This is a genomic window from Oceanobacillus luteolus (assembly GCF_023715655.1).
In the GTDB taxonomy this organism is placed as follows: domain Bacteria; phylum Bacillota; class Bacilli; order Bacillales; family Amphibacillaceae; genus Oceanobacillus; species Oceanobacillus luteolus.
The window spans coordinates 435,723-459,804 of record NZ_JAMBON010000001.1 but is presented as its reverse complement, the minus strand read 5'-3'; the positions used below and the strand labels follow the sequence as shown (position 1 = coordinate 459,804).

Genomic DNA, 24,082 nt, shown 5'->3' with positions numbered 1-24,082 from the left:
TTAAATCATAAATCGCTATCCAGGTGCTACACCTAGCCAACAGCCAATTCAAGGAAAGTGGAGGGAGAATGACATGAGACACTTTATTTCTGTAGACCAATTAACCACGGGGGAGATTTACAACCTACTGCAGACAGCTGAGGAATTTCGGAAAAATAAATATCAGGTCAACGAGCAAGTTTTTGGTGCGAATCTCTTTTTTGAACCAAGCACGAGAACAAAAATGAGCTTTGTCGTCGCAGAGAAGAAACTTGGTATAGAAAGTCTTGATTTTAACGCTAAGAATTCAGCCGTATTAAAAGGTGAATCATTATACGACACTGCAAAGACTTTTGAAGCGATAGGTGCGAATTTCTTAGTCATTCGACATGAATCTGACACTTGGTATGAAGCACTTGAAGGAAAGTTCTCCATTCCAATCATTAATGCAGGGGCTGGGGCGAAAGAACATCCTACACAAACAATGCTTGATTTATTGACGATCTACCAAGAGTTTGGCAAATTTGAAGGAATAAAAATTGCGATATGTGGCGATATCAAACATAGCCGGGTAGCAAGATCCAATGCAATTGCATTAAGAAAACTGGGCGCAGAAGTTTATCTTAGTGCGGCACAAGGATTTGAAAGAAATACACTGGAATTCCCTTATATGCCAATTGATGAAGCAGTAGAAGAATGTGATGTAGTCATGTTGTTGAGAATTCAACATGAACGACATGAATACTCCGTGAATACGTATGACTATCTAGAACGGTACGGCTTAACGAAGGAAAGAGAAAGCAGGATGAAAGATGATGCGATCATTATGCATCCAGCGCCGATAAATCGTGGTGTAGAGATTGATACAGACCTCGTTGAATGCAAAAAATCGCGAATCTTTGCTCAGATGGAAAATGGGGTTTATGTAAGAATGGCGATTATCACTACGCTACTAAAAGAATGGGGGATCATCAATGAGAACGTTATTAAAAAATATCAAACTGCTATCTAAAGCGGGTGAACAGTTACCACATGAAATATTAATAGAAGAAGGTCAAATCGTAAAAATTGCACAAAAAATAGATGAAACTGTGTGTGAAGAAATCGATGGCCGTGGAAAGTTAGCGTTACCTGGATTTATTGATTTGCATATCCATCTTAGAGAACCAGGTGGAGAGCATAAAGAAACAATTGAGACCGGAACGAAAGCTGCCGCAAGAGGTGGATTCACAACTGTCGCTGCAATGCCTAATACAAACCCTGTTCCGGATCATCAAGAAATACTTGATACACTCTTTGAAAAGATAGAAAAAGATGCAGTTGTACGGGTTCTTCCATACGCTTCCATCACAAAAGGCCTTGAAGGTAAAGAGCTAACTGACATGGAAAGTATGAAACATGCTTTTGCCTTTACAGATGATGGTGTTGGAATCCAAACTGCAGATATGATGTTACAAGCGATGAAACGTGCAGCAAAATTAAATAAAGCAGTTGTTGCTCATTGTGAGGATAACTCGATAGTATACGGGGGAGTCGTCCATGATGGTGAGGTAAGTGAACGTCTCGACTTACCAGGATTACCCGGTATAAGTGAATCTGTACAGATTGCAAGAGATGTTTTACTCGCTGAAGCTGCAGGTTGTCACTATCATGTTTGTCATGTAAGTACGAAAGAATCGGTACGTGTCATTCGGGATGCTAAACGAGCAGGGATTCGAGTGACTGCAGAGGTTACACCACATCACTTATTATTGAACGAAGAAGATATCATTTCAGATGACCCTAATTACAAAATGAATCCACCTTTACGTGCAAAGGAAGATCAAAAGGCATTACTTGAGGGGTTATTGGATGGCACGATTGATTTTATTGCCACGGATCATGCACCACATGCTGAAGAAGAAAAGGCTCAAGGATTCTTACATGCACCATTTGGAATTGTAGGGTTGGAAACAGCATTTCCACTTCTATACACTCACTTAGTGAAAACAGGAACCCTAAGTTTGAATCAGCTTGTGGATTATTTAACGGTAATTCCGGCAAATGTATTCAATTTACCATATGGTAGATTAGAAGAAAATCTACCAGCTGATATTGTACTTGTTGATTTAGAAAATGAAACGATTATTGATAAACATGATTTCTTATCGAAAGGCAAAAACACACCTTTCCATGATTGGAAAGTTTTTGGAGAACCAGTGTTAACGATTGTTCATGGAAAGGTAGTCTTTCAGAAAGAGTTAGTACAAGAAATTATAAATTAATAGTATAAGTGAAAATGGGGTCTTTACAATGCGAAAAGTAGAAATGAAGCTGGTTTATGCACGACAAATTGCAGAAGATACGATTGAGATGAAGTTAGAAGATAATTATATAACACAAATTGCGGAGCCCGGGCAATTTATCTACATTGCCCTACCGAACTTTACGTTGAGAAGACCAATTTCAATCGCGGATGTAGACAGAGAGCAGAAACAATTGACGATTTTATTTAAAATTTTTGGCAGAGGAACAGCATCGTTTGCTGCATATGAACCTGGTATGATTGTCGATTGTATAGGCCCAAATGGAAATGGATTTCCGTTCGATACAGACAAAATGGAAAAAGTGTTATTAATTGGGGGCGGAATAGGTGTTCCTCCTCTATATTATCTAGGGAAGAAACTTAAAAGTAAGGGAATTGAAGTCACATCTATTCTAGGATATCAAACAGCAGCCCAAGTCTTCTATGAGGAAGAATTCAATCAACTTGGAGAAACAATTGTTGTAACGGATGATGGATCTTATGGTGAGAAAGGTTATGTTACAGATATAATAACAGACTCTTTTAATTTTGATCTCTATTATTCTTGCGGGCCAACCGGAATGTTGCGTGCACTCACAAGCAAGCTCCAAGACAAGAAGGGCTATATTTCTTTAGAAGAGAGAATGGGTTGTGGTGTCGGTGCTTGTGCTGCCTGTGTAGTGTCAACAAAGAATGAACAAGGATATCTGAAGATTTGTCACGATGGTCCTGTCTTTCCAGCCAAGGAGGTCATCTTATGATGGATTTACAAGTGAAATTGCCAGGATTGAATTTGAAAAACCCTGTTATGCCCGCATCCGGTTGTTTTGGTTTCGGGAAAGAATATAGCAGGTTTTATGATCTTAGTTTACTCGGCGCTGTAATGATGAAAGCCGCGACTGGTACGGAGAGGTTAGGAAACCCCACCCCTCGAGTAGCAGAAACAAGTAGTGGGATGTTGAACGCCATCGGCTTGCAAAATCCAGGTGTAGATAAAATTATTGCAGAAGAAGTACCTTTTCTTGCTCAATATGATACAGAAATCATTGCAAATATAGCTGGAAGTACAATTGAAGAATATAAAGAGGTTGCTAAAAAGTTCAACGATGCACCTGAGGTTAAAGCGTTTGAATTAAATATTTCATGTCCTAATGTGAAAGAGGGCGGCATTCAATTTGGTACGGATCCGGACATGGCAAAAGAAGTAACAACTATCGTAAAACGTGCTAGTGATAAACCTGTATATGTGAAGCTTTCCCCGAACGTGTCCAACATTGTGGCAATGGCAAAGGCTGTAGAAGAGGCTGGAGCGGATGGTTTAACGATGATTAATACATTGACTGGGATGCAAATTCATCTTCCAAGTAGACGACCTCTAATTGCGAATAAAACCGGTGGACTTTCAGGGGCTGCTATTAAACCTATAGCAATTCGAATGATTTATGAAGTAAGGGAACAAGTTAATTTGCCGATTATCGGTATGGGTGGCATTGAAACGGCAGAGGATGTGCTGGAATTTTTACTAGCGGGTGCAAATGCAGTGGCAGTTGGAACAGCAAACTTTCAGAATCCTTTAGTCATGCCTGAAATTATTAATGAGTTACCTAAAACCTTGGAGAAATATGGATTTTCATCAGTCCATGATGCAATAGGAAAGGCGGTGTTTGTGTAATGAACCAGATTTACTTAGCACTTGATTTTCCCGACTGGGAAACTACCGATGCATTTCTCAGAAACAACGAATTACATGGTGTACCGGTAAAAATCGGTATGGAATTATTTTATCGTGAAGGTCCAGACTTGATTGAGAAGCTGAAAATGAGGGAGCATCCTATATTCTTGGATTTAAAGCTTCATGATATTCCAACTACTGTTGAACGGGCTATGCAGAATCTAGCTAAATTGAATGTTGACATGGTCAATGTTCATGCCTTCGGTGGAAGAGGAATGATAGAAAGAGCAAAAGAGGGGTTGTTGTCTGGTGGAGGAAATCGTACAAAACTATTAGCCGTTACGATACTAACTTCGATGAACGAGAGAACGTTATATCATGATTTAAATATACAGCAACCTTTGGAAGAGCAAGTCAGTCATCTAGCAAGTCTATCCAAACAAAGTGGAGCAGATGGAGTTGTATGTTCTGTTCATGAAGTGAGACATATTAAGCATCACTGTGGAGATGATTTTCTGACGGTAACACCAGGAATTCGTTTGAAGGAATCTGATGCTAATGATCAAAAGAGAGTGGCTACTCCGAGTGAAGCAGTATCTCTTGGTGCAGATTATTTAGTAATTGGACGAAGTATCACACAAGCTCATGAACCAAAAGCCGCCTATGAAAATGCGATAAAGGAGATTGCTGTACATGGTAATTGAAAAAGAATTAGTACATGATTTACTTGAAATTCAGGCAGTACAGATTAATGCTGACAATTATTTTACTTGGACCTCAGGGGTCAAGTCACCTATATATTGCGATAACCGCCTCATTATGTCATACCCTCAAATTCGAAAAAAGATAATCAATGGATTTATCGAAATCATAAATGAGAAAAAATGGCAGCCAGAAGTAATTGCAGGTTGTGCAACTGCTGGAATTCCTCACGCGGCCTGGTTGAGCGGGGCATTGGATCTTCCTATGGTTTACGTCCGATCCAAACCAAAAGGTCATGGTAAAGGAAACCAAATAGAAGGTAAAGTGTTACCTGGTCAACGGGTACTTGTCATCGAGGATCTTATCTCTACTGGTGGATCGAGCATAGAAGCAGCAAAGGCTCTTTCAGCTGAAGGTGCAGAAGTGATTAGTATAATGGCGATCTTCTCATATGGATTACCAAAAGCAAAGAAAAATTTTGAGCTTGCAGGATATATATATGATACGATTACTAATTTCGATAGATTACTTGATGCGTTAGTGGAGACAAGTCAACTTACGATTGATGAAAAAAATGGGATGATAGAGTGGAGAAATACATTATAATCACTTTTATTATGGTAGTGACCGAATGGATTTATGGTATCCATTCGGTCTTATTTTTTTGAAATTCATTGAAATGTAAATTTTTACTACTTTCCAGTGGCTGATTATTAAAGATTATTGCTATATAATAAAAGTATCTGATGAAGTAAGGGAGTTAGCTATGAAAATAAGTGATTATGAGCTCTTAATTAAATTAGATGAGATAGGCACGATTAGAGGTACAGCTAAAGTTGTTCTAATTTCCCAACCGGCGGTTACTCAAAGGTTAAAATACATAGAAGAATACTTTGGTGAACAAATATTTTTAAGAACGGCGAAGAGGTTGAAACTCACTCCGGCTGGAGAAATTATTCTTTCTCATGCGAGGGAAGTAATTAAGCGGGAGGAGGAACTTTTGAATCGGCTTGCTCAGTCAAGCGAAGAAGTACAAGGAACATTATCGATTGCTTGTTCCTCACTCATTAGCCAACGATTCTTACCAAAGATTTTAGGTGAATATACTACCAAGTTTCCTAAAGTTGCAATTAACCTCGTGACAGGGATAAGTGAAGATATACGCCAAGATCATAAGAAGTATGATGTATGTATTATCCGCGGAGAGAAATTGAAGGAAAGTGCCTGTGTCCGATTGTTTGCTGACCCATTATATATTTTTGATACAGAACCTTTTCCTGATGATGAAGTGAAAAAGAGACCATTGATATCTTTTAAAAGCGATGACAGTATGCATGAGTTAGTGGAAAATTGGCTTTATTATCATCAGGATTCGATTAAAACAATAAAGACCATGACAGTTGACCAAATTGAAACCTGTAAACAGTTTATGAAGCAAGGGATTGGTATGGCAGTTTTGCCTAAGAGTGTTTCTGACTCCATGATGAATGAGTATCCACATTTGCCTCTTATGTTAGATGGTGAGAGTGTTACAAGAGATACTTGGGTTTGTTACCAAGAGGAATCAAAACAATTGCCACAAGTAAATCATTTTATCGATGCGCTTACATCCACAAAGTTTCTTTAATGTTTTCTTTTCCTCAAAAGGGGTACAAGACTACTAGAAGAGAAAAGGAGTGGTAGTTAGTGAGTGATGTACTCTTTACTTCAAGTGCAACTGCAAAAAATGGCCGAGACGGATATGTGGAATCTTCAGACGGTACTCTTAAATTTGAGCTTGTAAACCCTCTGAAAGATAAGGAAAAAACCGGTACAAATCCAGAACAACTTTTTGCTGCTGGTTATGCAGCATGTTTCGATGGTGCATTAAATCTAGTAGCATCCAAGAAAAATAAACAAATTGAATCTGAGACAACTGCAGAAGTCAGTTTTTTAAATGATGAAGCAGATGGAGGCTATAAAATAGCCGTTACTCTAAAAATAGAAATGAACGGAGTCAGCCCTGAAGAGGCAGAAGAATTAACTCAAGCTGCACATGAGGCGTGTCCGTATTCTAAAGCAACAAGAAACAATATTGATGTTACCCTGCTTCCACAAGCTGTTGAATAGAGAACAAAGGCGTAAGCGCCCGTTTAGGTTCGTGAAGTTGGCAGTCCCTGGGCGCTGGAGCCGGACGCAAAAAGGATCATTCCACTCTCCCCTTGGAATGATCCTTTTTTAGTTTTATTTTAAATACACGTGTTGAATAATTGTAATCAGGATACTTTTCTTCCTAGAATCGCAGTCCAAATACTTTGAGACTCCTGCGGGAGGACAGGCCTAGTGGAAAACCCAAAGGGAACTTGTGCCCGAGGCAGACCGCTGTGCGTCGAAGGCTCCCCAGCCGCCCGCGGAAAGCGAAAGGTATTTGGACTGCGGACCACAGTAAGGAGTGTTTCTATACTAAACTCAATATATTAGCAGCTTGTATCAATTATATAAAGGATAGAATTATTTTTTCCTACGTTCTTTAACAAAGTCAGCTGATGGAGTGACATAGATGGTTTTTTGATTGTCATAAATGACATAGCCTGGTTTGGCACCATTTGGCTTTTTCACATGGCGAATTGCTGTATAGTCCACAGGAACGGAAGAGGAATTCTGTGATTTACTGAAATACGCAGCAAGTGTCGCTGCTTCCATTAACGTTTGTTCACTCGGTTTTGAATCGCGGATAACAACATGCGATCCTGGAATATCTTTTGTGTGGAGCCAAATTTCGTTTTTCCTTGCAAGTTTCATCGTTAAGTATTCATTTTGCTTGTTATTCTTTCCAACTAATATAATTGTTCCGTCTGAAGCGATATATGTTTCAGGATTAGGTTTTTGAACTTTGTTCTTTTGGTTTTTTCCACGTTGTTTTTTTAAGTAGCCTTCTTCACGCAGTTCCTCTCGTATTTCCTCAATGTCTTCTACGCTTGCTACTTCTATTTGTTGCAATAGTTGGTCAAGATAATCAATTTCTTCTCTTGTCTTTTCAATTTCTTTTTCAACGATTTTTCTCGAGTTCTTTAGCTTTTGATAAGTTTTATAAAAACGTTGTGCGTTCTCACTAGGAGAAAGTTGTGGATTCAATTCAATCTCCATTTCTCTCTGTTCTGGATCATAGTAATCCACTACCAAGACTTTTTTGTCTCCTGGTTGAACCAAGTGGAGATGAGCTGTTAATAACTCCCCACGTTTTTGATATTCTTCTGCTTTTTCTGCTCTTTTTAATGTTTGGTAATGTTTCTTTAATTTTCTTTCGTTTTTATTTAATTCATTTTTAATGAATCGGGATAGGTCTTTGGCTTGTTGTTTCACTCTGTCGCGTTCTGCTTTACCAGAATAAAATGTATCCAGCATTTCACTTACGGATTCAAATAGCTGTTTTTGTGAGGTTCGAGAAATCATTTCGATTACATGGAAATCTTCTCTTCCATTAGTGTATATTGTAGGCTGGTAGATATTTTCTATCACCTGATGATTTACTTCTTCGAACTTTTCTCTGTAAGTGGAAATATCACCTAAATTAGCACGATGGACAATTTCCTTAGTTATAAAGGGTGAATAACCGTTAAGGATTTGAACAAGTTGTAGATCAATTTTTCCAGCGTTGAAATCAATTCTCTTGATCACTTCTTCACCGTCTGTAAACAACGGATTCAATTTATCCTGTTCAGGCGGTTTAATGTAATCTGCCCCAGGTAAAATAGTGCGATGGCGGTTTTGCGACATGGAGATATGTTTCATGCTGTCGATGATTTTCTCTGTATCTTTATTAATGAGAATAATATTACTATGCTTTCCCATCAATTCTACTATTAATTGTTTTTCACTTTCATCACCAATTTCATTTCTCGTAAGGAATGTGAAAATTATAATTCGTTCCAACTTATCCTGTTCGATGGATCGGATGCTTGCTCCACCTAAATGTTTGCGTAACACCATACAAAACATAGGGGGTTCTTTTGGATTAACATAAGTATCCTCCGTTAAATGGATACGAGCATATGATGGGTGAATAGAAAACAATAAGGAATGGTTTTTCCCTTGACTTCGAACTGTAAAAACCAGCTCTGTAGTTGTCGGTTGATAGATTTTTGAAATTCTTCCAGATTGCAGCAACTCCTGTAATTCTTGCGTTACTGCTCGTGTTACGATTCCGTCAAATGGCATATGATCACCTCTCTTAAGCATTATAGCATTATTTACAAATCGACGGCATATATATGGGTGTAGTATCGGATCATGCAATGTTGGAGGAATGCGGATGAATTGGTATCAATTAGATGTTGATAAAGTAGAAGACGAGCTACAAGTTAGTATAGTTGAAGGGTTATCGGAAAAAGAGGTACAAGCCCGCAAAAATAAGTTCGGTGAAAATGAACTGGATGCGCAAAAAAAACAACCTCGTTGGCTTTTGTTCCTGAAACAATTTCAAGATTTTATGGTTCTTGTATTATTAGGTGCTACCTTAATAGCTGGCTTATTGGGGGAGTACATTGATGCAATTGCGATTATGATCATCGTTTTAGTGAATGGTTGTATTGGATACTTCCAAGAGCAAAAAGCAGAGAATTCTCTAGAAAAAATAAAACAGCTCTCTGCACCCATCAGTAATGTAAAACGGGATGGTAGATGGGAGAAAGTTAATTCTCGTGATCTTGTCATCGGAGACGTGATTAAAATAAAAAGCGGAGACCGCGTCCCTGCAGACATTAGAATTGTTGAAGCAAGCAGCTTAGAGTTAGAAGAGTCCGCGCTAACTGGTGAATCTTTACCTGTAGCAAAAACTGGACGGGCCATACATCAGAATGACCTTGACCCGCAGGACCAACTCAATATGGGGTTTATGGGTACACTGGTCACTAAAGGAAACGGGATTGGAATTGTCGTTAAAACTGGCATGAACACAGAAATGGGAAAAATCGCATCTTTAATGATGACGACTAAAAAAATCATTACTCCGCTGGAACGGAAATTGGCTGAATTAGGCAAAATATTGATTGTCGTGGCTTTAGCACTCACTGCATTGGTTGTCGTGCTGGGGGTATTACAAGGTAGACCACTCTACGATATGTTCTTGGCCGGTGTGTCATTGGCAGTGGCTGCTATTCCGGAAGGATTACCAGCAATTGTTACCGTTGCTTTATCACTTGGCGTTCAGCGGATGATAAAAAGAAAGGCGATTGTCCGCAAACTTTCTTCTGTAGAAACGTTAGGATCCGCTTCTGTCATTTGTTCAGATAAAACCGGAACGATGACAGAAAATCAGATGACAGTTAAGAAGATTTTTCTTAATGATAATTTCCTTACCTTGAGCGGAGAAGGCTATCAAATTAATGGTGACATTTTACTTGGTGATAGAAAGGTTGGAGCAAACTACCCTAATTTAGATGCTATGTTACGTTATGGTGTGCTTTGTAATCAAGCTACTTTGAAATCTATCAATGGTCAATATGTTATCGATGGTGATCCTGTAGATGGTGCACTTATTGTTGCTGCAAGGAAGTTTGGAATGGCTGAAGATATAAAAAATGAATATCAGTTGCTAAAAGAATTCCCATTTGATTCTGAAAGAAAACGGATGAGTGTAATTGTGGAAGATGAAAATGGCAGGCGGTTCCTGATTGTAAAAGGAGCGCCGGATGTTTTACTTCCTAGATCAAGTTTTTATCTTGCCAAAGACGGCAGAAAACAATTAACTGCTTCTGATCGGGAACGGTTTAATCAAGCACTTGAAAATATGGCTAGCCAAGCACTGCGTATTATTGGAATTGGCATTAAACCATTAGGGAAAGAGCCAATTAATGATGAAGATAGATTGGAAATGGATATTACCTTCATCGGTTTGTATGGAATGATCGATCCCCCACGTAAAGAAGTTAAACCAGCCATCCTCGCTTGTAGGCAAGCTGGGATAAAAACAGTGATGATTACTGGTGACCATATCAATACAGCAACCGCAATCGCTAAGGAATTGGAACTGTTGCCGGAATCAGGACAAGTTGTTTCAGGCAGTGAACTGAATCAGATGAATCAACAAGAATTGGAAAAGAAAATAGAAGATATCTATGTGTTTGCACGGGTGACCCCGGAGCATAAACTTCGGATTGTTAAAGCTTTTCAAAGTAGAGGTCATGTTGTAGCAATGACAGGCGATGGAGTAAATGATGCACCATCTATCAAGGCAGCGGATATTGGAATTAGTATGGGAATCAGCGGGACGGATGTCACGAAGGAAGCCTCTTCGCTTATATTAATGGATGATAATTTTGCTACGATTAAAGCTGCCATTGACGAGGGAAGAAATATATATGAAAATATCCGGAAATTTATCCGTTACTTGCTCGCCTCCAATGTAGGAGAAATTCTAGTGATGTTATTTGCAGTTATGCTTAAATTGCCTTTGCCTCTAGTTCCTGTGCAAATTCTTTGGGTGAATCTTGTAACGGATGGTCTGCCAGCGATGGCCTTGGGCATGGATACATCCGAAGAAGATGTTATGAAGCGAAAACCGAGGAATCCTATGGAAGGAATTTTCGCCCGTGGTCTCGGTTATAAAATAGTCAGTCGTGGAATTATGATTGGAGTTGTATCATTAATCGCGTTCATGATAGCTTTCCAAAACAATCCAGACAATCTTATTTATGCACAAACAATGACTTTTTCTACATTAGTCATGGCGCAGTTAATCCATGTATTTGATTGTAGAAGTGAAAAATCCATTTTCTCTAGAAATCCATTCGAAAATAAGTATTTACTATTTGCAGTAATTTCGTCTATTCTCCTTTTATTGATTGTTGTTTATTGGCCACCGTTACAACCTATTTTCCATACTACTGCTCTAGGTTTATTTGATTGGATTCTAGTTTTAGGATTAAGCCTCATACCAACTGTTTTATTTGCCATAACAAAGAAATAAAAGTCTTGCCCAGCTAAATGTTTATTGTAACAATAGGCTGGGCTTTTTTTGTCTATATAAATCAAATATTTATGATACAATTAAGTACCAATATACATATTTTAAGAAGACGACAGAAGGTTGTGATCGTATGCTTTCAAGTATGACTGGATATGGAAGACAAATTGTGGAAAGAGACAGCTATCGGATTGTAGTGGAGATGCGTTCCGTCAACAATCGCTTTCTTGATATTTCTTTAAAGATGCCTAGGAGCTTATTGCATCTGGAAGATAAAATTAGAAGGATTATTAAAAATTATTTTTCACGAGGCAAATTTGAAATATATATTTCCATTACCGGCCAAGGAAATATAACTAAAAAATTACATGTCGATTGGGAGTTATTAGGACAATACATAGAACAAATTGAAGAAATAAAAAAACGGCATCAAGTAAAAGGTGAAGTTGCTGTTGATGATTTACTTAAGTTAGAAGAAATTTTTAATGTAGATGAAGAAGAAAAGCAGGATGAGGCTCTAAAGGATCTATTATTTCAAGCAGTAGAAAATTCTTGTGAGGAACTTCAGGAGATGAGGCAGACGGAAGGTACTTACCTTAAAAATGATTTGTTACTACGATTAAACAAAATGGAGGAACTAACTGAGTCTTTACAAGCGATGAGATCAAAAGTCGTACAAAGTTACCGTGAACGAATAAGAAATCGGATAAATGAGCACCTTGCACAATACGCACAAATTGAAGATGGTAGAATTATTCAAGAAGTTGCAGTGCTCGCAGAAAAAGGTGATATCACAGAGGAATTGACTCGTTTGAGTAGTCATATCAGCCAGATGAGGAAGGTAATAGATAAAGCTGGGAGCGTAGGACGTAAACTTGATTTCATTTGCCAAGAAATGCACCGTGAAGCGAATACAATTGGCTCCAAATCAACAGCCGCAGAAATTAATGAGATAGATGTATTATTAAAAACAGAAATAGAAAAAATCAAAGAGCAAGTACAAAATATTGAGTAATCCAGAATTCGATTGGATATCTTTATAAATTTTTGTTATTCTAAAGTATAGTATAGTTATGAAGTCTGTCTGGCTGAAGTTAGGGGGAGCGAAGTTGAATCTTACGCTTATAAACATAGGATTTGGCAATGTTGTTTCAGCTAACCGAATCATTTCGATTGTATCACCGGAGTCAGCTCCGATTAAACGGATTATTACGGTTGCGAGGGATAACAATAAATTAGTTGATGCTACATACGGGAGAAGAACTAGAGCAGTAATTATAACAGATAGTGATCATGTGATTCTTTCTGCTGTTCAACCAGAAACAGTAGGTCAAAGGGTCATGAACCATGAAGAAGTGACAGAAGAATCATAAGTCTGTTGCTTCGCCTTTTGGAAGGCTAATTGTGATTTTAGGAGGATATTCAATTGAAAGACGAGTCAGGTATTTTATTTGTCCTTTCTGGTCCATCTGGAGTTGGGAAAGGCACTGTTCGTCAAAGACTTTTTGAAGAACAGACCGAGTTGCAGTATTCCATTTCCATGACGACAAGAGCAATGCGTCCAGGTGAAAGAGAGGGCGTTGACTATTTTTACCGCTCAAATGAAGAATTTGAGCAAATGATTGCTAATAACGAGCTTTTAGAATATGCAAAATATGTCAATAATTATTATGGGACACCGAGAGCGTTCGTAGAGGAAACGTTGGCAAAAGGAAAAGATGTGTTCTTGGAGATTGAAGTTCAGGGAGCATTACAGGTGAAAAATAATTTTCCTCAAGGAGTTTTCATTTTTCTATTTCCTCCTAGCTTAGAAGAGCTGAAGAATCGAATTGTCGGCCGAGGGACAGAAACAGAAGAATTGGTTATCAATCGATTAAAAGAAGCTCGAAAAGAGATTGAAATGATGCACGCATATGATTATGTGGTCGTAAATGACGATGTGGATAAAGCTGTCCAACGTGTTAAATCAATTATTCAAAGTGAGCATTTGAAGAGAGAACGGGTAGAAAAGCAATATAAAAGGATATTGGAGGTAGAATAATATGATGTTGGAACCATCCATCGACCAACTACAAGAAAAAATCAATTCAAAATATGAACTTGTTACATTGTCAGCACGACGAGCTAGAACGCTTGCGGATGAGCAGAAACCATTAGTGGATGACCCGAAGTCCCATAAACTTGTCGGAGTGGCCCTAGAGGAAATCGCGGCTGGTAAATTATTCATTGCAAATGCACAAGCATAAAGTAGACCTCGCTTTTAGACAGCGAGGTCTTTTTATTTGCAAGAGGCTATTCAAATTTCAACGGCCTATAGTCGATAAGTCGAGATCTTCTCCTAGCGTTGTCCTGTCTCTTTTATCTCCTTTTGATTAAAAGGGAAGTTTGACTAAAAAGACCACATCCTGTGCGGGGCAGTTTGGAAGTCCCTAACCGCTTGCTTCCGCTTTTGGTTCGTTTAACTCCAGCAAGCAGGGACCGTCCAAACTTCCTGCACCTCCAGTCGAAAAGTCAACATCAGCTCCCTATGGTCGCTGTGTTTCCTTTATCTCCTTGCGCCGCAGTCCAGTTTGAAAGTCCCTAACCGCTTGCTTCCGCTTTTGGTATCGTCTAGCTCCAGCGTGCAGGGACTGGCAAACTTCGTACTCCTTCAATCGATAAGTCAACATCGGTTCGTCCCTCACCGTGTTTCCTTTATCTCATTCAGTAGTACTCCAGTTTGTACGTCCCTAAGCGCACGCTTCCGCTTTTGATGTAAAATATGTTAAACTTGATTCATTAGGAAAGGGGTTTGTTGTATGGTTAGTGGAAAGAATATTCTGCTGGGTGTGTCTGGTGGGATTGCTGTTTATAAGGCATGTGCTTTGACTAGTAAACTTACACAAAAAGGTGCGAATGTGAAAGTAGTCATGACTGAAAATGCTAGTAAATTTGTTTCCCCACTTACATTTCAGGCGCTATCCAGAAATCCAGTTTACATAGATACTTTTGATGAAAAAGATCCTGAGAAGATTGCCCATATCGACCTTGCTGATTGGGCGGATATTGCAATTATTGCTCCAGCTACGGCAAATATTATAGGCAAATTGGCAAACGGAATTGCTGATGATATGCTCTCTACTACACTATTAGCAACTCGGGCGGATGTCTACATCGCTCCTGCTATGAATGTACATATGTATGCACATCCTGCGGTAGTTGATAATATGAACCGATTGGATGAATTTGGTTATCATTTTATTGAACCAGGTGCAGGTTATTTAGCTTGTGGCTATGTTGGAAAAGGGAGATTGGAGGAACCTGAGACAATTATTGAAGTAGTTGAAAATCATCAACAAAAGGACGAACCATTAAAAGGAAAGAAAGTTTTGATCTCTGCCGGTCCGACCCGTGAAGTGTTGGATCCGGTCCGATTCTTTTCCAACCGTTCGTCAGGAAAAATGGGTTTTGCACTAGCAGATGCTGCTGCTGAACTAGGCGCGGAGGTGACGGTTGTAGCGGGCCCGACAGATGTTCAATTGGAATATGCTCGTATCAAACGAGTAGATGTCGTATCCGCTGAGGACATGTATACTGCGATTCATGAAGAATTTCCTCACAGTGATATTGTAATTAAAGCGGCAGCAGTCGCTGATTACCGTCCGAAACAAACCTTTACAGAGAAGATGAAGAAAACTGGAAGTGATCTCCTCGTTGAAATGGAACGTACGAAAGACATCCTAAAGTCTCTCGGGGAAGAAAAGAGCAATCAATTTTTAGTAGGATTTGCAGCAGAGACACAAACGCCTTTGGAATATGGTAAAGGCAAACTGGAAAAGAAAAAACTAGATGCTATTGTAATAAATAATGTGGCTGTTGACGGAGCAGGTTTTGCCGGAGATACAAATATTGTTACCTATTTGAACAAATCTCTTCAACAGGAGAATTTACCGTTGGCTTCAAAGAAAGATATTGCTAAAAAGCTATGGGAGTTTATTATCCGTGATATGAAGGATGAGAACAAGTGAATGTAGCAAAAGTAATCGTTGATGTGCCTTCAGCGGCCATTGACCAAACATTTGATTATGAAATCCCAGAACGTTTTATGGATATACTTACACCAGGCATGCGTGTAATTGTTCCTTTTGGTCCAAGAAAGATCATGGGATTTGTTGTTCAAATTACAGATCAATCGTCGTTTAATAAGTTAAAGCCGATTCTGGAAGTATTGGATTTAGTCCCCGTTCTTACAGAAGAATTACTTAACTTGGGAAGATGGCTGGCAAATGAAACACTCTCTCTATCAATCAATGCGTTACAGGTTATGTTACCACAAGTATTAAAATCAAAATACAAAAAAGAGATTGTCCGTTCAACCGAAGAAAATCTTCCTTTAGAACTGGAAGATTTATTTCAAGGACGGGATGTTATTCCTTTTGAGGAATTTGAAAACTCACCTCTTACATATAACCAACTAAAAAAGGCGGTAGATGCGGGTGACGTGTCCATTGATTATGTAGTGCAATCGAGAATTACCAAAAAATATATTACCATGGTTGCTCCGTTAAAGGAGATCCACTTATTAGAAGAAGCTTTACAAGACTTGCCGAAGTCAGCAAAAAAACAACGGGCAATAATTGAATATTTTATTGAACAACCAGAAGAAATTTCACAAAAACTACTCTTAAGCAAATTGCAAACAACGAGTAGTACGATTAAATCTCTAGTTGAAAAAGGCTTAATAGAGACATACCGGAAAGAAGTCTATCGAAACCCTTATGACGACGATGCAATTGAAAGGACAGCGCCTCTAACTCTAAATGCAGAACAACAGTCAGCAATTGAGCCGATATTAGAAAGTATTGAGAATGAAAAGCATGAGGTATTCCTGTTGCACGGTGTAACAGGAAGTGGAAAAACAGAAGTGTACCTTCAAGCGATACAAGAGGTTATTAATAAAGGACAAGAAGCAATTGTGCTTGTTCCAGAAATTTCGTTGACTCCACAAATGGTCAACCGTTTTAAGAGCAGGTTTGGAAAAAGTGTAGCTGTTATGCATAGTGCTTTATCAGCTGGAGAAAAGTTTGATGAATGGCGAAAAATTCAGCGTAGAGAAGTACAAGTAGTTGTCGGGGCACGTTCAGCAATATTTTCACCGTTTGAAAATCTAGGAATCATCATTATTGATGAGGAGCATGAAAATAGTTATAAACAGGAAGAACAACCACGCTATCATGCAAGAGATGTGGCTATTGAGAGAGGGAAAAATAATAGTATCCCTGTCATTCTCGGTAGTGCAACTCCTACCCTGGAATCGTTCGCTCGAGCGTCAAAAGGAGTCTATAAACTGGCAACACTTAAAAATAGAACGAATAACAAGCCGATGCCTGAAGTCATAACGGTTGATATGAGGGAGGAGCTACATGCAGGGAATCGGACCATGTTCTCCAGGTTATTGATGGATAAAACCAGGAACTGCTTGGAAAAGGGCGAACAAATAGTTTTGCTTTTGAATAGAAGAGGATACTCCACTTTTATCATGTGTCGTGATTGTGGACATGTAAAAGAATGTCCACACTGTGACATCGCCTTGACTTATCATAAAAACAATCAGACATTAAAATGCCATTATTGTTCATACGAGGAGCTTGTACCACATAGTTGTACGGAGTGCTCCAGTGATTCCATAAGATATTTTGGTACCGGTACTCAGCGGGTGGAGGAGGCATTAGCCCAAATTATTCCCGAGGCAAGAGTTATCCGTATGGATGTGGATACAACGAGGAAAAAAGGTGCTCATGAAAAGCTGCTTCGAGATTTTGCGGAGAAAAAGGGAGATATCCTCTTAGGGACTCAGATGATTGCTAAGGGATTGGATTTTGAAAATGTAACATTAGTTGGCGTACTTACCGCAGACTCTATGTTACATATACCTGACTTCCGCTCTTCAGAAAAAACTTTTCAACTTTTAACACAGGTTAGTGGTCGTGCAGGAAGACATGAGTTGACAGGGGAGGTTATTGTTCAGACCTATACCCCCGAGCACTATAGCATAGAACTTGCGAGTAAGTATAATTTTGAAGAATTTTATAAAAAAGAAATGGCTATGCGGAGGGCTTTTCAATACCCGCCTTATTATTATTTAGCATTGATTACGATTACCCATCCTAATCAAGTAGTGGTTGTACAGAGTGCACAGCAGATGGTCAAACAACTGCAGCAGATCGTCCAACCAGGATCGATAATACTAGGCCCAACCCCTTCGCCAATACCTCGCATCAAAGATAGATATCGCTATCAATGCATGATAAAATACAAACACGAACCTAACTTGCGTAAAAATATTCAAGCAGTCATGAATTATTTCAAAGACCAAATTCAAAAAAATGATTTACAAATTATAGTTGATATGCAACCTTATCAAATGATGTAACAACTTAGATGGTAAGTAAAGAAAGTAGGTAAGATTTAATGAAAAAAATCGTATTTATGGGAACGCCAGATTTTTCGGTGCCAGTTCTTGAATCACTGGCCAAGTCAGATTATGAAGTTGTTTTAGTCGTTACCCAGCCTGACAGGCCAAAGGGAAGAAAACGTATCATTACTCCATCTCCAGTGAAGCAGAAGGCAGTAGAACTAGGATTGCCAGTATTCCAACCAGAGCGCTTAAGAGATAACTTTGAAGAAATTTTACAAGTAAAACCAGATTTAATTGTAACCGCTGCGTATGGTCAATTACTACCCACTAATTTGCTAGAAGCGCCTCCGTTCGGTTGTATTAATGTGCATGCGTCGCTCCTGCCGGAATTACGAGGTGGTGCACCGATACATCATGCGATTATTCAAGGAAAAAAAGATACAGGTATAACCATTATGTATATGGTAGAGAAACTAGATGCTGGTGATATCTTAACGAAGGTTAATGTACCTATTGAAGCGGAAGATCATGTTGGGACTTTACATGATAAACTATCAGTCGCTGGGGCAAGCTTGTTAATAGAAACATTGCCTAAGTTATTTAATGAAGAGCTCACCCCGATAAAACAAGATGAGGAAAAGGCTACATTCGCTGCAAATATAAAGCGTGAGGATGAATGGATTGATTGGAGTAAAGACAACACTGATATTTATAACCAAATCCGTGGTTTACATCCATGGCCCGTTGCTTATACCACCTATCTTGGAAAGACGTTAAAAATCTGGTGGGGTGAATTGGATAACAGCGAATATGATGGGAAACCTGGAGAAATCGTAAAGAAAAATGAACAGGATGACTTTGTTGTTTTGTGCGGAAATAAGCGAGGTATTCGAATTACAGAGATTCAACCAGCAGGTAAAAAGCGGATGTCGGTGAAAGATTATTTACAAGGATCCAGTGATAGAATTAAAGTCGGTGTTATACTAGGAGAATAATATGAAAACAGCACAGTTGAGAATGTTAATTTTAGAACTATTACTCCGGATTGAAAAAGATCGCAGCTTCAGTCATCTTTTAATAAATCGGGAAATACAAAAAAGTAACCTTACAACAAAAGATGAGGCTCTCCTTACACAAATTGTATATGGAACACTTGAGAGGAAGCTGACGTTGGATTATTATCTCTCAAGCTATGTTGATCCAACAAAAAAACTCGACCTTTGGGTGAAAGTGTTACTGCGGATGTCTGTTTATCAAATGATTTTCTTGGATAAAATCCCGGATCATGCAATTATCCATGAAGCGGTAGAAATCGCTAAGCAAAAGGGGCATAGAGGAACTCAAGGGTTTATTAACGGAGTATTACGAAATGTCCAAAGAAAGGGAGTACGAGACATTTCTGAGATTAGTGATCCGGTTGAAAGATTATCGATAGAAACAAGTCATCCCCTTTGGCTGGTAAAGCGTTGGATAGAGCAATACGGTTTTCAGACCACACAAGAAATCTGTCTGGCAAATCTTGAAGAAAAACCTATATCCGTACGAATTCAACCCCTGCGAATAGCAAGGGGGGAAGCGATACAATATTTGGAGAATGAAGGCTTCCAAGTCAAACCTTCCATCTTCTCTGAACAGGGAATTATTATTGAAAAAGGAAATATTTTAACTAATAATCTATTTAAACAAGGCATGCTAACCATTCAGGATCAAAGTTCCATGTTAGTTGCTGAAGTGTTGAAACCTGAACCAGGAATGACGGTTCTTGATGCTTGTAGCGCACCAGGAGGCAAAGCAACGCATATTGCTGAGAAAATGAAAAATGATGGCATTGTTTATGCACATGATTTGCATAAAAAGAAGGTAAATCTTATAGAAGAAAAGCAAAGAAACCTTCAACTATCCATTATCGAAGCAACAGCTTATGATGCGCGTAAGCTACAAGATAAATATAAGAATACCAGCTTTGATAGAATTCTTGTTGATGCTCCTTGTTCAGGCCTTGGAGTTATTACAAGTAAGCCAGAAATTAAATACGAAAAAACTGCCGAAGACATTGAGCGGTTACAATCGGTTCAATCGGACATCTTGAATCATGCAGCACAACTTCTAAAAGACGATGGATTATTGGTCTATAGTACATGTACGATTGAGAAAACAGAAAATGAAGAGGTAATTCATCAGTTTCTAGAAAAAAATCCAGAATTTATCGTAGATACAAGCTTTTTCAACGAGTTGCCAGAAGTCCTCCAATCTTCTATAGGAATAACTGAATTTGGGGTACAACTATTTCCGCAAAGTTTCAAGACAGATGGTTTTTTCCTGACTCGTTTGAAAAAAGTTAAATAAACTATTCTTTATTATTTCTTATTATGCAATAATCAAAGAAGAATGGAATGGAAATGTTTGGATTAGGGGGGGCAATATGAAGGCTTGTTTTATGACTGATGTAGGAAAAGTAAGGAGTAATAACGAAGATTCTGGTGGAATTTTTCGCAATAAAAGTAAACAAGTGTTGGCCGTTGTTGCTGATGGGATGGGTGGCCATGCTGGTGGAGAAATCGCTAGCCAGTTAGCAACGCAAATTGTTCAGGATAAATGGGAAAAAACAGAAGTTTTTCAAACTGCAGCTAACATTGAACAATGGATCTCGGAGACGGTTTCAGAAGCAAACCAAATCGTTTATAAGGAATCTAAGGAGAAAGCAGATTTGGAAGGAATGGGCACCACACTTGTTCTAGCTGCTTGTATGGAAGAATTTATAACGGTTGCACATATTGGAGATAGCCGTTGTTACCTTTCGAACGAAGGGGGATTAAAGCAGCTTACTGAGGATCACTCGTTAGTTAACGAGCTCCTTCGCGCTGGTCAAATCTCACCCGATGATGCTGCATATCATCCAAGGAAAAATGTCGTATCCCGGGCATTAGGCACGGATAAAGCAGTGAAAACCGATATTCAGACAATTGGTTGGGAATATGGTGACAAGATACTGCTTTGCTCTGACGGACTAACGGATAAAGTCCATGCTGATGAACTGGCAGAATTTTTGGGTAAGGATGAAGCGATTAGCGAAATAGGGGAGCAATTAGTAGATCTTGCCAATGGCCGTGGTGGAGAAGACAATATTTCATTGGCAATTGTACATTATGACTGGACAGCGAGAGCAGGTGAGAATGAATGAGAAAAGGCCATCTTTTGAATGAACGCTACAAGATAATAAGAAAAATAGGTAGCGGCGGAATGGCTGAAGTTTATCTTGCAAGAGATACAATTTTGGAAAGAGATGTAGCAATAAAGGCTCTTAAAAGTGAATATATCAATGACCATGAATTTACGACTCGCTTTGATCGTGAAGCTCAAGCTGCAACCAGTTTAAGTCATCCAAACATTGTAAGTATATATGATGTCGGGGAAGAAGAAGACATCCTATATATGGTTATGGAATATGTAGACGGCTTAACGTTGAAGGAATACATACAACAGTACGGTCCAATTAATGTTAATGATGCGATCGATATTATGAAGCAGGTCACTTCTGCTATTGCTCATGCTCATGATAATGACATTGTTCATCGTGATATTAAGCCACAAAATATACTAATGAATAACTTTGGAGAAGTGAAGGTCACAGACTTTGGAATTGCTATTGCGTTGAGTGCAACTGCACTTACTCAAACGAATTCGATTTTGGGTTCCGTCCATTATTTATCACCAGAACAAGCAAGAGGTGGGATGGCTACTAAAAAATCGGATATATACTCAATTGGCATCTTATTTTATGAATTATTAACAGGAAGACTACCTTTTTCTGGCCAGTCTCCCGTTTCCATAGCTTTAAAACATTTGCAAAATGAGACCCCTTCGATAAGGAAACATAATCCAAGCATCCCACAGAGTGTAGAAAATATTGTTCTAAAGGCGACTGCGAAAGACCCATTCCATCGTTATGATTCGATTTATGATTTGGAAGATACAATTAACAGTGCATTAGATCCTGAACGGCTAAACGAAGAACCATATGAGCCTCCGATAGAAGTTGGTGAGGAGACCAAGGCAATCCCTATCATTACGGATGATCAATTTTCTGGATCAGAAAATGAAGATACGATAATAAGTAACACAGGTACTGTAAATAAGACAAAGGCCTACCCACCAAATAAAAAGGCCAAAAAGAAAAAAACAAAAGAAAAAAAGAAAAAAGGTAAGAAGAAAAAATTCTTAGTTATATTCAGTATTTTGTTTATACTTCTTGCAGCAGGTATTACAGCATTGTTCTTCATCCCCGGATTACTGCAACCAAAGGACGTTGAGTTGATGGATGTTGTGGGCATGGAATATGAAGAGGCAAAAGAAGCACTCGAAAGTTTGAATCTGGTCGTTGAAGAGGAATTGACCTATTCTGAAGATGTGGAAGAAGGGTATGTTGTTTCCATGAGTCCATCTGCGGGAAGAACTGTAAAAGAAGAATCAACAGTCACATTAGTAGTTAGTGAGGGTAAGGAACGGATTGTCGTAGACGACTACGTTGGACAGGATATAAATCAAGTTGTGAAGATTCTAGAAGGGCTTGGTTTTGAGTCGGATAGTATTATAACGATTGAGAAGTATTCAGATCAGCCGAACGGTGAAATTTTAAACCAACTTCAACCTTCACCGGAAACAGAGGTTATTCCGAGCGAGAGTAAGGTCATATTTGAAGTTAGTATGGGACCTGAAAAGATAAGCTTGAATAATTTAACCGGTATGACAGAATCACAAGCGCGCGACTATTTGGATGAAAATAATCTCGTATTCAGGAAACATGAGGAACATTCTGATACGGTGGAAGAAGGAAAGGTAATCCGGCAATCTCCAGATTCAGGCACTGAATTACAAGAAGGGGATGCTGTAGATGTATACATTTCCATCGGTCCTGAGGAAGTCCGCCCGGCTTCCCATCGAATAACTCATACAGTCCTCTACACAGGTGATGAAGGGGAAGAGGAAGCTGATGATGGAAATGAAGAAGAAAGTTCCGAACCTGTTGAGCAAATCGTGCGGATATATATTAGGGATGTCAACAATGATATTGCTGATGTCTATGAGGAAATACCTATTACAGAAGATACTCCGGTTACTTTCACATTGCTTATACCTCCCAACGGAGATGCGGAGTATATAATTAAAAGAGACGATGAGACCGTAGCAAATGATGTAATATCTTACGAAGAAGGTGACTAAATGGCAGAAGGCAGAATTATTAAGGCGTTGAGTGGTTTTTATTATGTTAAAACTGATGAAGGTCTGATAGTCCAATGCCGTGGTAGAGGGGTATTCCGTAATCAGAAGATAACCCCTCTAGTTGGGGATCTTGTTGTCTTTGAATATGACGATCCTAATGAAGGATATATCATGGAAATTAAAAACCGTTCAAATGAACTAATACGTCCACCTATATCCAATATAACCCAGGCAATTATTGTGACTTCTGCAAAAGCGCCAGATTTTAATCATTCTTTATTAGATCGTTTTCTTGTACTGATTGAATCTATGGATATCAAGCCTGTGATTTTTATTACAAAAATGGACTTGGTATCACTGGAAGAAAGGAAGGAAATCGAATCTTACCAAGAGGCTTATGAAAAGATTGGATATAGCGTGGAATTATTATCGAAAAAAGATAAACCCTCTTTTGAAGAATTAAAGAATTATTTTAAAGACCACATTACTGTCATTGCAGGTCAATCAGGAGTCGGAAAATCTTCCATACTTAATATGCTGGATAGCAACCTCGATTTAAAAACTGGCGAAATATCGGAAAGCCTAGGCAGGGGGAAACATACAACACGTCATGTTGAATTGATTGAGATTCATGGCGGGCTTGTCGCTGATACTCCCGGGTTTAGTTCGCTGGATCTTGAAACATTAGAAGCGGATGAATTGTCTTACTGTTTTCCAGAATTCCGCAATCGAATGCAGGGTTGCAAATTTAGGGGTTGCATGCATGTGAAAGAACCGAAATGTGCTGTGAAAGCTGCTGTTTCTGACAAAGAGATAGCGTCCTTTCGCTATGATAATTATCAAAGGTTTTTAGAAGAAATAATGTTAAGAAAGCCGAGGTATTAA

Annotated in this window: 22 protein-coding genes; 20 read left to right on the top strand and 2 right to left on the bottom strand. The window is 38.8% G+C overall.

Annotation, left to right across the window (positions count from 1 at the left end):
• Positions 1-73: 73 nt before the first annotated feature.
• The 8 genes from M3210_RS02410 to M3210_RS02375 all read left to right on the top strand — a co-directional run bounded on the left by M3210_RS02410 (position 74) and on the right by M3210_RS02375 (position 6,746).
• Positions 74-991: an aspartate carbamoyltransferase catalytic subunit gene (locus M3210_RS02410; protein ID WP_251510900.1), complete on the top strand. Its 918-nt coding sequence runs from the start codon at positions 74-76 to the stop codon at positions 989-991.
• On the top strand, positions 954-2,243 hold the full coding sequence (gene pyrC / locus M3210_RS02405) for a dihydroorotase (RefSeq protein WP_251510897.1): 1,290 nt from the start codon (positions 954-956) through the stop codon (positions 2,241-2,243). The genes M3210_RS02410 and pyrC overlap by 38 nt, the downstream gene beginning before the upstream one ends.
• 28 nt (positions 2,244-2,271) lie before the next feature.
• A complete protein-coding gene (locus M3210_RS02400) occupies positions 2,272-3,024 on the top strand; it encodes a dihydroorotate dehydrogenase electron transfer subunit (protein WP_251510895.1) in 753 nt (250 codons plus the stop codon).
• Positions 3,024-3,935 carry a dihydroorotate dehydrogenase gene (locus M3210_RS02395; protein WP_251511123.1) on the top strand — a complete coding sequence of 304 codons (912 nt, stop codon included), beginning with the start codon at positions 3,024-3,026 and terminating at the stop codon, positions 3,933-3,935. Before M3210_RS02400 ends, M3210_RS02395 begins: the two co-directional genes overlap by 1 nt.
• The gene (pyrF, locus tag M3210_RS02390) at positions 3,935-4,639 is read left to right on the top strand and encodes an orotidine-5'-phosphate decarboxylase (RefSeq protein WP_251510893.1); all 705 of its coding nucleotides are present in this window, start codon (positions 3,935-3,937) and stop codon (positions 4,637-4,639) included. The genes M3210_RS02395 and pyrF overlap by 1 nt, the downstream gene beginning before the upstream one ends.
• A complete protein-coding gene (pyrE, locus tag M3210_RS02385) occupies positions 4,629-5,243 on the top strand; it encodes an orotate phosphoribosyltransferase (RefSeq protein WP_285853517.1) in 615 nt (204 codons plus the stop codon). Before pyrF ends, pyrE begins: the two co-directional genes overlap by 11 nt.
• 160 nt (positions 5,244-5,403) lie before the next feature.
• Positions 5,404-6,264 (top strand): LysR family transcriptional regulator, encoded by an 861-nt coding sequence (locus M3210_RS02380; protein ID WP_251510891.1) that lies wholly within the window; start codon positions 5,404-5,406, stop codon positions 6,262-6,264.
• Between the two features lie 59 nt (positions 6,265-6,323).
• Positions 6,324-6,746: an organic hydroperoxide resistance protein gene (locus M3210_RS02375; RefSeq protein ID WP_251510888.1), complete on the top strand. Its 423-nt coding sequence runs from the start codon at positions 6,324-6,326 to the stop codon at positions 6,744-6,746.
• Between the two features lie 381 nt (positions 6,747-7,127).
• Here the strand turns inward: M3210_RS02375 and M3210_RS02370 are convergent, their stop codons facing one another.
• A complete protein-coding gene (locus tag M3210_RS02370; protein WP_251510886.1) occupies positions 7,128-8,834 on the bottom strand; it encodes an Rqc2 family fibronectin-binding protein in 1,707 nt (568 codons plus the stop codon).
• Between the two features lie 94 nt (positions 8,835-8,928).
• On the opposite strand from M3210_RS02370, the gene M3210_RS02365 reads away from it, so the two are divergent.
• The 5 genes from M3210_RS02365 to rpoZ all read left to right on the top strand — a co-directional run bounded on the left by M3210_RS02365 (position 8,929) and on the right by rpoZ (position 13,826).
• Positions 8,929-11,583: a cation-translocating P-type ATPase gene (locus M3210_RS02365; protein ID WP_251510884.1), complete on the top strand. Its 2,655-nt coding sequence runs from the start codon at positions 8,929-8,931 to the stop codon at positions 11,581-11,583.
• A gap of 130 nt (positions 11,584-11,713) precedes the next feature.
• Positions 11,714-12,595: a YicC/YloC family endoribonuclease gene (locus M3210_RS02360; protein WP_251510882.1), complete on the top strand. Its 882-nt coding sequence runs from the start codon at positions 11,714-11,716 to the stop codon at positions 12,593-12,595.
• A gap of 94 nt (positions 12,596-12,689) precedes the next feature.
• On the top strand, positions 12,690-12,953 hold the full coding sequence (remA, locus tag M3210_RS02355) for an extracellular matrix/biofilm regulator RemA (protein ID WP_251510879.1): 264 nt from the start codon (positions 12,690-12,692) through the stop codon (positions 12,951-12,953).
• 53 nt (positions 12,954-13,006) lie between these two features.
• On the top strand, positions 13,007-13,621 hold the full coding sequence (gene gmk / locus M3210_RS02350) for a guanylate kinase (RefSeq protein ID WP_251510877.1): 615 nt from the start codon (positions 13,007-13,009) through the stop codon (positions 13,619-13,621).
• Position 13,622: 1 nt separating this feature from the next.
• Positions 13,623-13,826: a DNA-directed RNA polymerase subunit omega gene (rpoZ, locus tag M3210_RS02345; RefSeq protein ID WP_251510874.1), complete on the top strand. Its 204-nt coding sequence runs from the start codon at positions 13,623-13,625 to the stop codon at positions 13,824-13,826.
• Positions 13,827-14,105: 279 nt separating this feature from the next.
• On the opposite strand, the gene M3210_RS02340 is transcribed toward rpoZ, so the two are convergent.
• Positions 14,106-14,249 carry a hypothetical protein gene (locus M3210_RS02340; protein ID WP_251510872.1) on the bottom strand — a complete coding sequence of 48 codons (144 nt, stop codon included), beginning with the start codon at positions 14,247-14,249 and terminating at the stop codon, positions 14,106-14,108.
• A 129-nt stretch (positions 14,250-14,378) separates the two neighbouring features.
• On the opposite strand from M3210_RS02340, the gene coaBC reads away from it, so the two are divergent.
• The 7 genes from coaBC (at position 14,379) to rsgA (ending at position 24,082) form a co-directional block, all read left to right on the top strand.
• Positions 14,379-15,587: a bifunctional phosphopantothenoylcysteine decarboxylase/phosphopantothenate--cysteine ligase CoaBC gene (gene coaBC, locus M3210_RS02335; protein ID WP_251510870.1), complete on the top strand. Its 1,209-nt coding sequence runs from the start codon at positions 14,379-14,381 to the stop codon at positions 15,585-15,587.
• The gene (gene priA / locus M3210_RS02330) at positions 15,584-17,992 is read left to right on the top strand and encodes a primosomal protein N' (RefSeq protein WP_251510865.1); all 2,409 of its coding nucleotides are present in this window, start codon (positions 15,584-15,586) and stop codon (positions 17,990-17,992) included. Before coaBC ends, priA begins: the two co-directional genes overlap by 4 nt.
• A gap of 38 nt (positions 17,993-18,030) precedes the next feature.
• Complete coding sequence (gene fmt / locus M3210_RS02325; RefSeq protein ID WP_251510864.1) at positions 18,031-18,972, top strand: methionyl-tRNA formyltransferase; 942 nt, start codon at positions 18,031-18,033, stop codon at positions 18,970-18,972.
• Position 18,973: 1 nt separating this feature from the next.
• Positions 18,974-20,323, top strand: coding sequence for a 16S rRNA (cytosine(967)-C(5))-methyltransferase RsmB (gene rsmB / locus M3210_RS02320; protein ID WP_251510863.1), 1,350 nt, complete (start codon positions 18,974-18,976; stop codon positions 20,321-20,323).
• A 76-nt stretch (positions 20,324-20,399) separates the two neighbouring features.
• Positions 20,400-21,158: a Stp1/IreP family PP2C-type Ser/Thr phosphatase gene (locus tag M3210_RS02315; protein WP_251510861.1), complete on the top strand. Its 759-nt coding sequence runs from the start codon at positions 20,400-20,402 to the stop codon at positions 21,156-21,158.
• Positions 21,155-23,197 (top strand): Stk1 family PASTA domain-containing Ser/Thr kinase, encoded by a 2,043-nt coding sequence (gene pknB / locus M3210_RS02310; RefSeq protein ID WP_251510860.1) that lies wholly within the window; start codon positions 21,155-21,157, stop codon positions 23,195-23,197. The genes M3210_RS02315 and pknB overlap by 4 nt, the downstream gene beginning before the upstream one ends.
• Complete coding sequence (gene rsgA / locus M3210_RS02305) at positions 23,198-24,082, top strand: ribosome small subunit-dependent GTPase A (protein WP_251510859.1); 885 nt, start codon at positions 23,198-23,200, stop codon at positions 24,080-24,082.